At 36.6% G+C, this 15,005-nt stretch carries 16 protein-coding genes and 1 other annotated feature; of the genes, 13 read left to right on the forward strand and 3 right to left on the reverse strand.

Features of this window, described 5'->3' with window-relative positions; all coding sequences use genetic code 11:
- Positions 1 to 8: 8 nt before the first annotated feature.
- The 4 genes from B9N79_RS05910 (at position 9) to B9N79_RS05925 (ending at position 3,951) form a co-directional block, all read left to right on the forward strand.
- The gene (locus B9N79_RS05910) at positions 9 to 1,328 is read left to right on the forward strand and encodes a S8 family peptidase (protein ID WP_085117956.1); all 1,320 of its coding nucleotides are present in this window, start codon (positions 9 to 11) and stop codon (positions 1,326 to 1,328) included.
- A 129-nt stretch (positions 1,329 to 1,457) separates the two neighbouring features.
- The gene (locus B9N79_RS05915; RefSeq protein WP_040056420.1) at positions 1,458 to 2,531 is read left to right on the forward strand and encodes an NAD(P)H-dependent flavin oxidoreductase; all 1,074 of its coding nucleotides are present in this window, start codon (positions 1,458 to 1,460) and stop codon (positions 2,529 to 2,531) included.
- 86 nt (positions 2,532 to 2,617) lie between these two features.
- Positions 2,618 to 3,466 (forward strand): class I SAM-dependent methyltransferase, encoded by an 849-nt coding sequence (locus B9N79_RS05920; RefSeq protein WP_040056419.1) that lies wholly within the window; start codon positions 2,618 to 2,620, stop codon positions 3,464 to 3,466.
- Between the two features lie 65 nt (positions 3,467 to 3,531).
- Positions 3,532 to 3,951, forward strand: coding sequence for a DUF6843 domain-containing protein (locus B9N79_RS05925; protein ID WP_019392259.1), 420 nt, complete (start codon positions 3,532 to 3,534; stop codon positions 3,949 to 3,951).
- A gap of 10 nt (positions 3,952 to 3,961) precedes the next feature.
- Here the strand turns inward: B9N79_RS05925 and B9N79_RS05930 are convergent, their stop codons facing one another.
- Positions 3,962 to 4,156, reverse strand: a complete 195-nt coding sequence (locus tag B9N79_RS05930) for a hypothetical protein (protein WP_019392260.1) — start codon at positions 4,154 to 4,156, stop codon at positions 3,962 to 3,964.
- A 389-nt stretch (positions 4,157 to 4,545) separates the two neighbouring features.
- Here B9N79_RS05930 and B9N79_RS05935 point away from each other — a divergent pair, with 389 nt between their 5' ends.
- From B9N79_RS05935 to asnB, 4 genes are all read left to right on the forward strand, one after another.
- Positions 4,546 to 5,751 carry a C40 family peptidase gene (locus B9N79_RS05935; protein WP_019392261.1) on the forward strand — a complete coding sequence of 402 codons (1,206 nt, stop codon included), beginning with the start codon at positions 4,546 to 4,548 and terminating at the stop codon, positions 5,749 to 5,751.
- 142 nt (positions 5,752 to 5,893) lie between these two features.
- Positions 5,894 to 6,199, forward strand: coding sequence for an MTH1187 family thiamine-binding protein (locus B9N79_RS05940; RefSeq protein ID WP_019392262.1), 306 nt, complete (start codon positions 5,894 to 5,896; stop codon positions 6,197 to 6,199).
- Between the two features lie 175 nt (positions 6,200 to 6,374).
- Positions 6,375 to 6,613, forward strand: a binding site (T-box leader).
- A gap of 228 nt (positions 6,614 to 6,841) precedes the next feature.
- Complete coding sequence (locus B9N79_RS05945) at positions 6,842 to 7,918, forward strand: bifunctional 3-deoxy-7-phosphoheptulonate synthase/chorismate mutase (protein ID WP_019392263.1); 1,077 nt, start codon at positions 6,842 to 6,844, stop codon at positions 7,916 to 7,918.
- A 292-nt stretch (positions 7,919 to 8,210) separates the two neighbouring features.
- Positions 8,211 to 10,103: an asparagine synthase (glutamine-hydrolyzing) gene (gene asnB, locus B9N79_RS05950; RefSeq protein ID WP_085117958.1), complete on the forward strand. Its 1,893-nt coding sequence runs from the start codon at positions 8,211 to 8,213 to the stop codon at positions 10,101 to 10,103.
- 208 nt (positions 10,104 to 10,311) lie between these two features.
- Here asnB and B9N79_RS05955 read toward each other — a convergent pair whose 3' ends face one another.
- Complete coding sequence (locus tag B9N79_RS05955) at positions 10,312 to 10,746, reverse strand: PDDEXK family nuclease (RefSeq protein ID WP_019392265.1); 435 nt, start codon at positions 10,744 to 10,746, stop codon at positions 10,312 to 10,314.
- Between the two features lie 336 nt (positions 10,747 to 11,082).
- Between B9N79_RS05955 and B9N79_RS05960 the strand changes: the two genes are divergently transcribed.
- From B9N79_RS05960 to B9N79_RS05985, 5 genes are all read left to right on the forward strand, one after another.
- Positions 11,083 to 11,499 (forward strand): hypothetical protein, encoded by a 417-nt coding sequence (locus B9N79_RS05960; RefSeq protein WP_019392266.1) that lies wholly within the window; start codon positions 11,083 to 11,085, stop codon positions 11,497 to 11,499.
- Between the two features lie 60 nt (positions 11,500 to 11,559).
- Complete coding sequence (locus B9N79_RS05965; RefSeq protein WP_040056416.1) at positions 11,560 to 11,943, forward strand: ribosomal maturation YjgA family protein; 384 nt, start codon at positions 11,560 to 11,562, stop codon at positions 11,941 to 11,943.
- A gap of 466 nt (positions 11,944 to 12,409) precedes the next feature.
- Complete coding sequence (locus tag B9N79_RS05975) at positions 12,410 to 12,973, forward strand: GNAT family N-acetyltransferase (RefSeq protein WP_094041202.1); 564 nt, start codon at positions 12,410 to 12,412, stop codon at positions 12,971 to 12,973.
- Positions 12,974 to 13,074: 101 nt separating this feature from the next.
- Complete coding sequence (bluB, locus tag B9N79_RS05980) at positions 13,075 to 13,719, forward strand: 5,6-dimethylbenzimidazole synthase (RefSeq protein WP_085117963.1); 645 nt, start codon at positions 13,075 to 13,077, stop codon at positions 13,717 to 13,719.
- A 192-nt stretch (positions 13,720 to 13,911) separates the two neighbouring features.
- Complete coding sequence (locus B9N79_RS05985; protein ID WP_019392271.1) at positions 13,912 to 14,802, forward strand: sulfite exporter TauE/SafE family protein; 891 nt, start codon at positions 13,912 to 13,914, stop codon at positions 14,800 to 14,802.
- Between the two features lie 2 nt (positions 14,803 to 14,804).
- On the opposite strand, the gene B9N79_RS05990 is transcribed toward B9N79_RS05985, so the two are convergent.
- Positions 14,805 to 14,999, reverse strand: a complete 195-nt coding sequence (locus tag B9N79_RS05990) for a hypothetical protein (RefSeq protein WP_019392272.1) — start codon at positions 14,997 to 14,999, stop codon at positions 14,805 to 14,807.
- Between the last annotated feature and the right edge of the window lie 6 nt (positions 15,000 to 15,005).

Raw genomic sequence — 15,005 nt, forward strand, 5'->3', positions numbered from 1 at the left:
GCAGCAAGATGTTTCACTTTCCGATGACTAAGATGGTTCGCAAGTACACAGCAAAGCTTGATCGAACTATTCGAGATGAAATATTTTCTTTCTACAAATCATTTAGATGGATGCCGTGTTTTTTGCAAAAAAGCTATGAACGTCATTTACGCAAAAATAAGAAACTAAATGTTATCTTCTCTTTTCATAAAGAAGTTGAAGCTGGAGCAAAAGATATTGAAAGTGTTCTCCAAAAACATAAAAAATGCCGTATGGGAGAAGGTTTTACGGTTAGCAACTACTGCGTAGCAGAGCTAACACCATATGCGCTCGAAGAAGTGTTGGAAACATGTGCATGCGTAAAAAAAGTTCATTTCAACCGGTCGTTTCAAGCTTTACTAGACAAAGCAGTTCCAGCCTCACGTGCTAAAAACGTTATGAAAAGCGGCAAGGTCCTTACAGGGGAAGGGATTAATGTAGCTGTCTTAGATACTGGCGTTTATCCGCACATTGACTTAGATGGAAGAATTATCGCTTTTAAAGATGTGATTAACAATCGTACAAAACCGTATGATGATAACGGTCATGGTACGCATTGTGCAGGTGACATTGCTGGAAATGGGCAAGTATCAAACGGGCGTTATAAGGGACCGGCTCCGAAAGCTAATATTATAGGGGTAAAAGTATTAGATCGTGAGGGAAATGGGTCTCTTGAAAGTGTTATGAGAGGAATTGAATGGTGTATTTTATACAACAAGCACCATCAGCATACACCTATTCATGTAATGTCTCTCTCACTTGGAAGCAAAGCTATTCGCTACAAGGAAGAAGAGGAAGATCCTGTTGTGCATCTTGTGAATGAGGCTTGGCGAAACGGAATTGTTGTAGTAGCAGCAGCTGGGAATAGCGGTCCAGCGTTATCTACAATTAATGCGCCAGGAGTTAGTAGCACAATTATTACAGTGGGAGCTTCGGATCATCAAAATACGGAAAATACAGTAGAAGACGCTACAGTTGCTCCATTTTCCAGTCGCGGACCAACGGTTTATGGAGTAGAAAAGCCAGATATTTTAGCACCAGGAGTTAATATTATTTCATTGCGTTCTCCAAACTCCATAATCGATCGTAATGAACCGGAAAATCGAGTTGATAGTGGGTATTTCTCTTTATCAGGAACTTCTATGGCAACGCCTATTTGTGCCGGTGTTATTGCTCTCATCCTTCAAAGTAATCCATCGTTAACGCCAAATGAAGTTAAGGCCCTTCTTAAAGAAGGAGCAGACCTCTTAAGAGAAGACCGAAATATTTATGGTTTTGTGAATGGGGAAAAAGCAATTGCGGATGCATAATGATTACAATTACTCAGGAGGCATGTCATGCTTCTTGAGTTTTTTTAATACATAGAGGATTTTTTTATAGAGAGACCGAAAGTAGTAAGAAGAACATTGCTAAAACTTTTAATAAAAGGAGAGGGGAAAATGATTAACACGGCTCTTACAGAAATATTTCGAATCGAATTTCCAATTATTCAAGCAGGAATGGCCGGTAAAGTTACAAATGCCAAACTTGTCTCCTCTGTTTGTCACGGCGGTGGACTAGGTACGCTTGGAGCAGGGTATATGTCTCCAGAAATGATTCGCTACCACATCGGTGAGATAAGAAAATTAACAACGCGTCCTTTTGCAGTTAATTTACTTATTCAAGATGAAGAATATAATAAAGAAATGTTTGAAGAAGGAAAGAAACGTTTAGCGCCTTATTATAAACAGTTTAAGATTAGTATGGATGAAGTTGTTCTTCCTTCCTATACGTGGCGGGATCAGCTTAACGTATTGATCGAAGAACAAGTAGAGATTTTTAGCTTTGCTTTTGGGGTGCCAGATGAATCTACTTTAAAATATATTCGCTCTAAAGGAATTAAAACGATTGGAACAGCAACAAGTGTAAAAGAAGCTTGTTTTCTTGAGGAAATTGGTATTGATGCAGTTGTTGCTCAAGGTTTGGAAGCGGGAGGTCATAGAGGCGGCTTTTTTGAAAGCGATCCTCTTGTTGGTTCACTAGCTTTAATTCCCCAAATCGTTGATCATCTTCAAATTCCTGTTATTGCAGCAGGGGGGATTATGGATGGAAGAGGCGTTGTAGCAGCATTTAGTCTTGGGGCAAGTGGCGTACAGCTTGGAACGGCTTTTTTAAGCACCTTTGAAAGTGAAGCTCATCCAAAACATAAGGAGGCTCTCTTCTCTTCAACAGAAAGAAGTACAGAATTAACGACCGCTTTTTCTGGAAAGTTGGCGCGTGGCTTAACAAATAAGCTTATGAAGGAACTTTCAGAAGACCTCTCTTCTATTGCACCATATCCTTTACAGCATTATTTAACAGCACCAATTCGTCAAAAGGCCACTTTAGTCAACGATGAAAGGTATATGGGAATGTGGGGCGGACAAGGGAGCCGCTACTGTCGTTTGAAGTCTGCACATAGCGTTGTGCGAGATATTATTCGTGAAACAAATGAAACGATCAAACAGCTTTCCCGTCATTCTTCCCTATCTTAAAAAGAATGCTTCTAAGCATTCTTTTTTTTGTTCAATTCTCTTTACATTTGCTACTATAAACAAAGAGAGATAGGAGAGTGAATAATGTGTACTTTGGAGTGAATTTAGAGAGTGATTATGTAAATATTTGGAAGAGTGGAATGAAAAATTGGGAGAATGAGATGCCAAAGCGGATGATAGATGATAAGTTAGAAGAAAAGTTTTGGAATGCGTTCATGGAAAAAGGAAAACATAAAGAAAAGAAAAAGCCATTTGTAGAAGATATTGTTCGCGAGGTCCTTATGCACGTTAAATCAAGCGACACAGTAGCGGAGATTGGTCCTGGTTGGGGAACCTATACTTTCCCTATTGCACAGCGTGCTAAAGCTTTAACATGTGTAGACAGCTCAGCAGCGATGATCTCTTATTTAAAAGAAAGAGCAGAGAAAGAACAGCTCAATAATATGAATTTCATTCACGGGAAATGGGAAGAAAAACGACTAGATCAGAATTATGATGTTGTATTTGGATTCAATTGTTTTTATCGTACTCATGATATAGATAAGGCACTTTTAAAAATGAACAATACGGCAAGTCGTCTAGCTATCGTTGGAATGACGAGCGGTCCCGAACAAAGACACTATCGTGAAATTGAAAAAAAGCTTGGATATACAATTCGCTATGTGCGACGTGATTATATTATATTGCAAAACGTCTTATATCAACTTGGAATTGATGCAAACTGTCAGCTGATTGATTTGGCTAATACATACTGCTTTAATACATATGAAGAAGCCTTCTCATTTTTAACAAGCAAGATTGTGACAGAAGAACGGGATGAAATGAAATTGGCTTCTATTATTGATAAATATCTCGAAGAAAAAGATGGGCATATCTATTATGTTCACCCTTTTAAAGCAGCGCTCCTTTATTGGAAACCAGAACCACTCTTTTAATCACTTCGTATAGTTTTTTTATTCGCACAAATACTAAGAGAAATAAGATCAAGGAGTGCGTTATTATGAAAAGGGTATTGCTAGGGACTTTTCTTCTCTTCGTATTATGTGCGTGTAATCAAGATAAACAGTATCCAAATCTATTTTACATAAAAGACGGATATGTTGGATGGGTAGAAGTGGAATATAATAAAGAAGGGGCTTTTCCGACGAGTAAGGAAGGAACCTATAACGTGCTATGGGTTGATGAAAATGGAAAAGCTGAAACAGAAGAGCCCCCGCCAGAGCAAGGATGGGCAAACAACCGGTATTATTATTTCGCTGAAAATGGTGATCGGAAAGAGCTTAAACTGAGTGAAAAAATTCACGGTGCAACGACAATGAAAAAAAATAATGAAGAAAAAGCAATTGAATATTTTTTTGTTGGAAGTGAAAAGCAATTTGAGGATCAAAAAGGGGAATATAAAAGAGAAGGAAAACAGTAGCGTCCAGACGTTACTGTTCTTCTTTTTGTAGTTCTTTTTGTGTAGAGGCTATTCGCACAAGTTCTGCTAGTTTTTCGTTTCGCTCTTCATCAAGTTGCTGTTTGCGGTTAAGAAATAAGATACCGACAATAAGCCCATATACACAAAGACCATAAAGTAAAATTTTAAATACAAAGTAAGCAATACTAAACAAGCTTAAGGCCAAACAACTCATCCTTTCAGGGGGATAATATAAAAAAGTATAGCAAAGAAGAAGAGAGAATGCGAACCTCCCCATCTATTACAAAAGAACGGGAAGGTTAGAAAAGGTGAAACAAAATAATATACTAAATCGTTATAGAAGTTATAATATGTAATGAAAATTTTAAAAAACATACACGATGACAAAAAAAGACACCTTAATTTTACAAAAAATGGGCTTTAACTCGATTTTTTTAATGAAAAAATCGTTAAAAAGACCGTTGTTTTTTAATGTGTAGGTCAAATGTGTCGAAAAATGTAACTTAATTGTAATATTTAGATTTTACGTTTGTAATAATTGATTGCTAGAATGGGAGGCGGTGAAGAAAATATTAGTAATGGAGGATAACTTTTATGAAAAAGTTAATATATTCTGTAGTACTTGGTTCGACAATCTCGGCAGCAGTAGCAACAGCGCCAAACAGTGCAGATGCAGCGCTAGGTGACGGACTTTTAAAACAAGGTATGAACAATTCTGACGTAAAAGATTTACAGCAACAGCTGAAAAATAAAGGCTATTTTAAGCTTGGTTATACAACTACATATTTTGGAACAATTACCAAAGATGCATTGAAAAACTTTCAGCGTGCAAATGGCCTAGCAGCAGACGGAATTGCTGGAAAGAATACATATCGTGTATTACTTAACAATTCTACTTCTTCTAGTTCAGGAACAGTTTCATCTAGTACTCTTTTAAAATATGGAATGAGTAGTCCACAAGTTAAGCAACTTCAGTCTGCCCTAAAACAAAAAGGCTATTTCAACTTTGGATATACAACAAACTACTATGGTTCAATTACAAGAGATGCTGTTATAAAGTTTCAACGTGCAAATGGCCTAGCAGCAGACGGAATTGCTGGCCCAAAAACATTAGCGAAGCTTAATGGAAGTTCTGTATCCGCGGGTTCTTCATCTTCAAGTTCTGGAGTATCTACAAGCACAACTTTAAGACTTGGAATGAGCAGTCCACAAGTACAGCAACTTCAGTCTGCTCTGAAGAAAAAAGGATACTTCACATATAGTCGTACAACGAACTATTATGGCACAATTACAAGAGATGCTGTTATGAAATTCCAACGTGCGGCAGGTCTTGCAGTAGACGGGATTGCTGGCCCAAAAACATTAGCAGCATTGAATGGAAATACGCCTGTTGCTGAGTCTAAGCCATCACAAGGAAGCGGTTCATCATCATCGTCATCACAAACGACACAAAAGATTATTTCTATTGCAAAATCACTTCGCGGGGTTCCATATGTATGGGGAGGAACATCAACAAGCGGATTTGACTGCAGTGGGTTTATTCAGTATGTATTTAATAAAGCTGGTGGACCAAGCCTTCCACGTACAGTTGCGGCTATGTATGACAGAGGTACGTCTGTTTCTTCACCAAAAGTTGGAGATCTTGTTTTCTTTGAAACATACAAGCCAGGCGCATCACATGCAGGTATCTATCTAGGAAACAGTCAATTCATTCACGCTGGTTCTTCAACAGGTGTAACAATTTCATCTCTTCACAACACATATTGGGCACCTCGTTACCTTGGTGCTAAAACATATTAATTCCTAAATCCCTGCTAGTAGATTAGCAGGGATTTTTAATACTTTTTATGCTTTTTCATTGCAACATAATTTTAATCGTAATATGATGAAAAAGCATAAAAAATTTACAGAAAAGTGATGGAAAACAAGGAGGCACGTTTTTATGGCTATTCTAGATGTAACTGTTATTCCAGTAGGCACAAGTACGCCAAGCGTAAGCCAATACGTAGCAGATATTCACAAAGTTTTAAAGCGACACGAAGGAAAAGTAAAAGTACAGCTAACACCTATGAGTACACTCATTGAAGGCGATCTAGACGACTTGTTTGAGGTTGTTAAAGAAATGCATGAGCTTCCTTTCTCTAAAGGACTTGACCGCGTGTGTACAAATATTCGTATCGACGATCGTCGAGACCTTAAACATACGATGGAACGCAAGATAGAGGCAGTAGAAACAAAACTTCAATAAACAACATGCCTACACAAAATAAAGGTGCTAAGCATAGGATAAAATATCACTTTTATTTTTAGCCAAACTTTTTTTGAAAAAGCGCTTGACGAATGATAGAAAATGGTTCTATAATACAAATCAAACATATCAAATGTTTTCAAAACAATCGAAATTTAAAAAACTAAATAGATGTTTAAATGCAACGACAGGACAATAGTAGCATTGATCTCCCTGTTCTTCAGAGAGCTGATGGTTGGTGAAAATCAGTACAAAGAACAATGTGAAGTACGCCCCTCGAGCAGCTTTTCAGACATCTTGTACATTACAAGGTGAAAGGGAAGTCGGTTTAACCGTTATCTCAATGAAGTGATGAATGTTGAATATGATACATTTATTAAAATAGGGTGGTACCGCGATAAAATCGTCCCTACTGATTATTTAATCAGTAGGGACTTTTTGTATAAAAAAAGATAAAAACTTCTTTTTAGCGGCCTTTTATCATACACTATTTTCAAAATGTTTCAAAAAATTCGACATTCATAATTAGGGTGGTACCGCGATAAAATCGTCCCTACTGGCATGGAATCAGTAGGGGCTTTTTTTATAGATTCAAACATCTTTTTAAAAAAAATGAGAACAGTAAACTTAGGAGGAATAAACATGACAAAGCCAACTTTAGAAACATTACGTAAAGGAATCGACGAAATTAACTTACAGCTTTTAGAGCTTCTTAACAAACGTGGGGAAATTGCTAAAGAAATTGGGAAATTAAAAGAAATGCAAGGAACAAAGCGTTTTGACCCTGTTCGTGAACGAGAATCTCTAAATGCTATCTTAGCAAAACACGATGGTCCATTCGAAGCATCAACTATTCAACATATTTTTAAAGAAATCTTCAAAGCAAGCCTTGAACTTCAAGAAGATGATCATAGCAAAGCACTACTTGTATCTCGTAAAAATAAAGTAGAAGACACTATCGTTGACTTGAAAGGTGAAAAAATTGGAGACGGTAACCTTAACTTCATCATGGGACCTTGCGCTGTTGAATCATACGATCAAGTACGAACAGTTGCAGAGGCTATGAAAGCTCAAGGAATTCGCCTTCTTCGCGGTGGAGCGTTCAAACCAAGAACATCTCCATATGACTTCCAAGGTCTTGGTATTGACGGTCTAAAAATCCTTCGTCAAGTAGCAGACGAGCTAGACATGGTAGTTGTCAGTGAAATCGTAAATCCAGCTCATATTGAAATGGCAACAGAATACGTTGACGTGATTCAAATTGGGGCACGTAACATGCAAAACTTCGAGCTTTTAAAAGCAGCTGGTTCTGTGGATAAAGCGGTTCTTCTAAAACGCGGTCTAGCAGCAACAATCTCTGAATTTGTAAATGCAGCAGAATACGTTATGTCACGTGGAAATACAAACATCATTCTTTGTGAGCGTGGAATCCGCACATACGAAAAAGCAACACGTAATACATTAGATATTTCAGCTGTACCAATCTTAAAGAAAGAAACACATTTACCTGTTGTTGTTGATGTAACACATTCAACTGGTCGTCGTGATCTATTACTTCCATGCGCGAAAGCAGCGATTGCAATTGGTGCAGATGCTGTAATGGCAGAGGTTCATCCAGATCCAGCGGTAGCTTTAAGTGACTCAGCACAGCAAATGGATATTCCAGAATTCCAAGCTTTCATTAAAGAATTAAAAGGTCAACCAGCTCAAACAAAATAAAACAATAGTGTTTTTACAAAAAAAACCTTTCTTTTTACAAAAAAGTTGTAGAAAGAAAGGTTTTTTTCTTGTTTTGTAACCTTTTTGTAACAAATTTATTATTTTATTTGTTATAGTAATAATGTTATTGTCAATTTATAGCTAAAATTATCCAAAAAAAGACATATTCTGAATGCAACAAACCATAACTATAGAATATACTTAGTTCTTCTTATTCTTATAGAAAGAAATAAGGAAAGTGTTTTATATAGAAGCGTTTGGTTTTAAGGAGAAGGAGTAGGGAGGAACCGCTATGTGTGGATTTGTAGGACATATTAAAAAAAATGCGGATTTTGAAAATATAAAAGAAGATGTATTCAAAGGGATGGTGGAAAAGATCTTTCACCGCGGTCCAGATGATGTAGGTATTTATGAAGATCAACATGTACAGCTTGGTTTTCGCCGTTTAAGCATTCTTGATGTAGAAAAAGCTGGTCAGCCTCTTTCATACGATAATAACCGTTATCAGCTTATATTTAATGGAGAAATTTATAACTACATAGAACTGCGCCAAGAATTACTTGCTAAAGGTTACACGTTCAAAACAGATGGAGACTCTGAAGTTCTTCTTGCTCTTTATTGTGAAGAAGGCAGAAAAATGGTTTCAAAATTAAGAGGAATGTTTGCGTTTTTAATTTGGGATACAAAAACAAAAACGGTTTTTGGTGCACGTGATCCTTTCGGTATTAAGCCGCTTTATGTTGCTCAAACAGAGAACGAAATCTTTTTAGCATCAGAAACAAAATCAATTAAAGAAGTTATGCCAGGAGACCATGATCTAAGTGCTCAAGCTCTTCAGCATTATTTAAGCTTTCAATATGTACCAGAGCCTTACACTCTTTGGGATGCGGTGAAAAAAGTAGAGCCTGGGTATTGTTTTTATCAAGATTTAGAGTCTGATAAAGAACTGAAATTTGAACGTTATTTCAAACCAACTCTACATCCTATCCAAAAGGAAGAAAACGAATGGATTAAAGAGATTCAGCATGTGCTAGAAGACTCAGTGAATATTCATATGCGAAGTGATGTTCCAGTAGGGTCTTTCCTTTCGGGTGGAATTGATTCGTCCTTTGTTGTATCACTTGCTAAACGTTACCATAATAATCTTAAGACTTTCTCTGTGGGCTTCCAAACAGATGGGTATAGCGAGCTTGATGTAGCAGGAGAAACGGCTCAGGCGCTTGGCGTAGAGAATATTCAAAAAGTCATTACAGCAGAGGAGTTCATGGAAGAGCTACCGAAAATTGTGTGGCATCTTGATGACCCGCTTGCAGATCCTGCAGCGATTCCTTTATACTTTGTTGCCAAAGAGGCGGCAAAGCAAGTGACAGTTGTTTTATCTGGGGAAGGAGCGGACGAACTTTTCGGTGGGTACAATATTTATTGCGAGCCGGATTCCTTAAAAATGTTTCAAAACATTCCCTCTCCGCTAAAGAAAGCTCTTGGAAAAATGAGCAATATGTTACCTGACGGTGTCAAAGGGAAGAGCTTTTTACAACGAGGAACAATTCCACTTGAAGATCGCTATATTGGAAATGCTAAAATGTTTGAAGAAGAGGAAAAAGAACGTTTTTATCATCTTCAGCATAAAGGAGTCCATTATACTGATATTACGGCTCCTTTCTATGCACAAGCAGCCGAGTATGATCCAGTAGGAACAATGCAGTATGTTGATATGAATACATGGCTAAGAGGGGATATTCTATTAAAAGCGGATAAAATGACAATGGCCAATTCCCTTGAGCTACGCGTTCCGTTTTTAGATCGTCGTGTTTTTGAAGTCGCTTCCAGAATTCCAAAAAACATGAAAATAAAAGACGGGACAACAAAATATATTTTACGAAAAGCTGCGAGAGGGATTGTACCTGATCATGTTTTAGATCGTCGTAAATTAGGATTCCCAGTACCAATTCGAGTATGGTTAAAAGACGAACTGTACGATTGGGCGTTTAAACTTATTACAGAAAGTGATGTTGATCACTTATTTGATAAGAAAGAGCTTACTGCACTATTAAGTCAGCATGCAGCGAATAAAGGTGACTATAGCCGAAAGCTTTGGACAATCTTAATGTTCCTTATGTGGTATAACCAACATACAGGCGCTTCTGAATATAACCCAAAGACAAAAGATTTAATTATACATTGATTAAAAATCCCCTTCTTTTTGAGTAAGAAGGGGATTTTTGAACTAAATTAAATTTTTGTATATACTCATATCCAAAATATGATATAATTTACATGTAATCTTCAAACGCATATGAAACAGTACGCCTCGTGTTGTTTCTGAGCATGGTTAAGGTATGCCCCCTTGATCATAACGTTCCTGTGTGTACATTGTACACACAGGTTTTTTTTTATGACCCGCTAGGTTGCTTGAAAATTTCACGCTGTACTTTTAAAACCGCTTGATGAACATGTTTCATAACTTCACGTTCTTTTACTTCTACCACTTTCCATCCTCTTCTTCGAAGTAATGTTGATAGTTTTTCCTCTTTCTTATCTGGTTTCTTAGCAAGCGTTTGTGGATGCCGGTGAAGAATAATAGCAACTTTGTATTTAGGAATCATAACATCAATCATAAATCGCCCATATGGCTCATTTAAGCGCAAATCGTAGCCGCACATATCAAGCGCCTTACTTAGCTTTTCATGGAGGATGTCTGTTTTTTGCTTATTTAGTACATATTCTTGCTCATCAGTTTGAAAAGTAGAGGCAATGATAAAGATAAGCGTACCTGTGACAGTTAAAATGAGGGCAATAACAGTGCTTACTATAAAGATGTGTTCCATATTTAAATCCTTTCTAACGAGTTTCTAAAAGTTTTTCCCATTGTAACCAATGTCATGCGTATATAGTAATGAAGAATTATTGGCAACAATCATATGAGAGAAAATGCAACTTGATTTTGAACTTTGTCATTTGTAAAATAACGAATAGTGGCTATCTTCTTAATACTGCGAAGCTACCTCACATTGAAGTAAGGATTTAATTAAAAAGACTTTTAGAGAAATTCTTGGACAGAAATGAAACGAAACTATCATTTAATCGTTATTAACAAAGAGAAGGCTTTGATTTTTTATATAATAAAAGACTACATATGAAAGAAAAAAAGGGGTGTTCCCACCATGTCACATGTTTTAAAAACGGTTTTAACAGGCTGGTTTATTATGGTGATTACATATGGAATTGTTCTGCTTGGCGTTGCTCGTAGCTTAGAAATGCTGTACAAAACGCCATTAGATCTTAGTGTAACAACCTCAGTTATTATACTAGGGATGTGTCTGCTTACTGTTCCTTATCTTGTGGCAGGTGTATATGGACGTTTAAATATGAATGGCGATTTGCAAATTTTTCTTCTCTTTATGATTGTTCCTGTTGTACTTGAGCGTGTTTTTATATATGCAGTAGGAGCTTTTTTTGCGAAAGATGTTCCTGTTATCGAATTTATTCAATTAGATATTGCTCCTTACTTCACATTTTCGTACATTATAGCAGGTTTAGGAAGTATGGCGATTGCCCTTATTGTAGCGAAAACATGGTAGAAACAAGAAGCTCATTTCTTTTCAGAAGTGAGCTTTTTTAAATAAGAAAGGAATGCCACAATGAAAATAAAACCGAATAGCATTTATATTATGCTTATGATAATCATTATCTTTTTAGGAATTGAAGTGCGAAAAAAAAGCGCCTATTTTCCACACATTGTAAACTTATACTTGGGTGATATCCTTTGGGCTTTACTTATATTTTTAGGTTTTTCATTTTTAATGGAGAAGAAAGGGTTAAAAATCGTTATTTTTCTATCTTTATTGTTTTGTTATGGAATTGAAATAAGTCAACTTTATCATGCAGAATGGATTGATGCAGTTAGAAGCACAACGCTCGGTGGATTAGTGCTGGGATACGGCTTTCTATTCAGTGATTTAGTCTCTTATACAGTTGGAGTATTATTTGGAGCACTGTGCAAAGTTCTTCTGAAAAAAAGCTGACAGAAATTCCATCAGCTTAATATTAAAACATCTGAATATTAATATATATCTGTATTATATTAAGAGGAAAAGGAAAGGTGCTTGTAAAGAGTTCTTTTCGGTAAGAAGGTGAGAAAATGAAAGAATTTCCCCTTGTTTATGCTTTGGGATGGCATTATCGCTGTTCCCCTTGTGTTAATTTTGGTGCAAATTTTAAAAATTCTTTTTTCGATTAAAGGTCCGTATGTCCCCACCCTTTCCACAGTTATAGGTCTTATCATTTCTGTTTTTTTTAGTCATCCTCATAGCCTATCAGCAGGAATATTTATGGGGTTTTTTTATGGGAATGGGGCTGTAGGAGTGTACACTTCTCTAAAAACATCTTTTCAAGCCTTTCAGCGTAAACAGTAAGAACATATCTTTTTTCTCTTAAGAAAATTCGGTAAAATGAAAATATCGAGAATAAGAAGGGGAGAAAAAAGTATAAATGAGAAGGAAACCTAAAAATATGGTTACAACAAATCGTTTAATAATGAAAAACATAAAAGAAGAGGATGGAGAAATACTTTATAAATACTGGTCAGATAATGAAGTTACAAAGTATATGAATATTACTCCATTTCATAAAGTAGAACAAGCGAAGGAAATGATTCAATTTTTAACAACGTTAAAAGAAGAAGGAAAGGCAGTGCGATATTCTATCTTTTTAAAGCAAAGCGGGGAGTTAATTGGCACTTGTGGTTTCAACTCTATTGATCATGAGAATAGTCGTGTGGAGATTGGCTATGACTTAGGTAAAAATTACTGGGGACATGGGTACATTAGAGAAGCGTTAGCAGCGCTTATAAAAGAAGCTTTTTTCTCGCTTCATATAAATCGAATTGAAGCAAAAGTAGAAGTGGAAAATAAAAATTCTATTAAAGCGCTTTCTAAATTAGCTTTTACTAATGAAGGGCGCTTGCGTCAGTATGAACGCTCTAAAGGGGAACTTATTGATGTTTATATGTTTTCTCTTTTAAAGGAAGAGTTTCATAAATTAGAAGAAAGCTAATACCGATTTAATATACAGTACAGGTATAGGAAAAGGAGGTAAGCTGTTTTGTAAAAGGTACCGTTTTTAAAGTTCAAAACGTTATAGAACAGCGGATATTAATGTTCAATGAACAAGAAAAGACAGCTTTATATGATGTAATTTATAAGCGGAGAGATGTACGAACGTTTTTGTCAAAGAGCATTCCATCAGATGTGTTGCAAAGAGTATTAGAAGCGGGACATCACGCTCCCTCTGTTGGATTTATGCAGCCGTGGAACTTTATCTTAGTGAAAGATGGTAATCTTAAGAAAAAGCTAGCATGGGCAGCAGAAAAAGAAAGAAAAGCCCTCTCTATCCATTATGAAGGAGAGAAAGCAAATCAGTTTTTAGAGTTAAAAGTAGAAGGAATTAAGGAAGCTCCTGTAACAATATGCGTAACATGTGATCCAACAAGAGGAGGTTCGCATGTTTTAGGGAGAAATTCAATTCCGGAAACAGATATTTTATCAACGGCATGTGCTATACAAAATATGTGGCTCGCATCTTGTGTAGAAGGTCTTGCACTTGGATGGGTAAGCTTTTATAAAAAAAATGATGTGAGAGATATTTTATCTATTCCTCCACATGTCGATCCAGTTGCCCTTTTATCCATTGGGTATACAGAAGATTATCCGTCTTCTCCCATTTTAGAAGAAGCAAAATGGGAAAAACGAAGGGAACTTGAGGGATTAATCTTTGAAGATACATGGGGGAACAAGAAATAAAAAGCTGCAGAACTTCTTGTCTGCAGTTTTTTTATTGAAATTTTTAAAACCAAGTTGACAAATGAGGATTGTGGGATATATAGTATATATAATCTTACTGAATATGATGAGACTGATTGGAAAACCAAAGGTCCTTTGAAATGATATGCATCATTTCAAAGGGCCTTTTTTGTCAAAAAAAGGAGAGAAAAAATGAGAAAGCTATTTATCTTTGCAATTGTTGGTTTTTTTGCTCAATTAATTGATGGTTCACTTGGAATGGGGTACGGGGCCACATCTTCATCTCTTTTATTAACATTTGGAATTGCGCCTGCTGTTGCTTCAGCTTCCATTCATTTATCCGAAATCGCAACAACGGCAGCTTCAGGTGTTTCACATTACAAATTTGGAAATGTGGATAAAAAGGTATTGTGGAAATTAATGATCCCAGGCGCAATTAGCGCTTTTATTGGAGCCGCGTTTTTAAGCAGCTTGCCTGGAGACGTTATGAAGCCTTTTGTATCGATTTTCTTAACAGCACTTGGTTTTTACATCTTATTTCGCTTTTTATTTAAATGGAATCCATCACAGGCTCATAAAGGGGCAAAGGAACTAAAAACGCCGTTTTACATTGTATTAGGCTCTATTGCAGGGTTCTTTGATGCGATTGGAGGGGGAGGATGGGGACCTATTAATACACCTGTTCTTCTAGCACGCAAAGGAGCTGTTCCGCGAAGAGTCATTGGAACAGTTGATACGAGTGAGTTTGCAACAACAGTAGCAGCTTCAGCTGGTTTCTTGCTTTTTTTAGGAACTGAAAGCTTAAACTGGTTGTTAATTCTTGCTTTTGTTATTGGCGGAGTATTAGCTGCTCCTTTAGCTGCGTGGCTTATTAAGATCTTACCATCTTACTTGCTTGGTGTTTTTATTGGCGGATTTATTATTCTGACAAATGCTAACACGCTTCTGTCATCTTTTAATGTTGGAGGAGATAAGATTCTAGGGTTTTATATCGTCTTGTTTATTGGATGGGCCGCTGCTATTTTCTACGCGGTTCGCAATAAAGTACGTTTAAGCAAGCAAGATGTTTCCGAAACGTTGTAATCTTAATCAATAGATGGTGTTGGAACAGGTAGGCTTTCTTGGATATCTAAAAAAACGTCTGCTGGAGATGCGTTGTCTTCTCCAGCACCAGCTATTTCTCGATTAATAATAGTTGGAGCAATCCGAGCACAGTTCCCAAAATTAATAATAGCGCCGCTGGCAACGTTTTGAATTGTTACATGCGATGAAAAAGTCATATATAC

Origin of the sequence: Priestia filamentosa (genome assembly GCF_900177535.1) — a bacterium.
Classification (GTDB): Bacteria; Bacillota; Bacilli; order Bacillales; family Bacillaceae_H; genus Bacillus_I; species Bacillus_I filamentosa.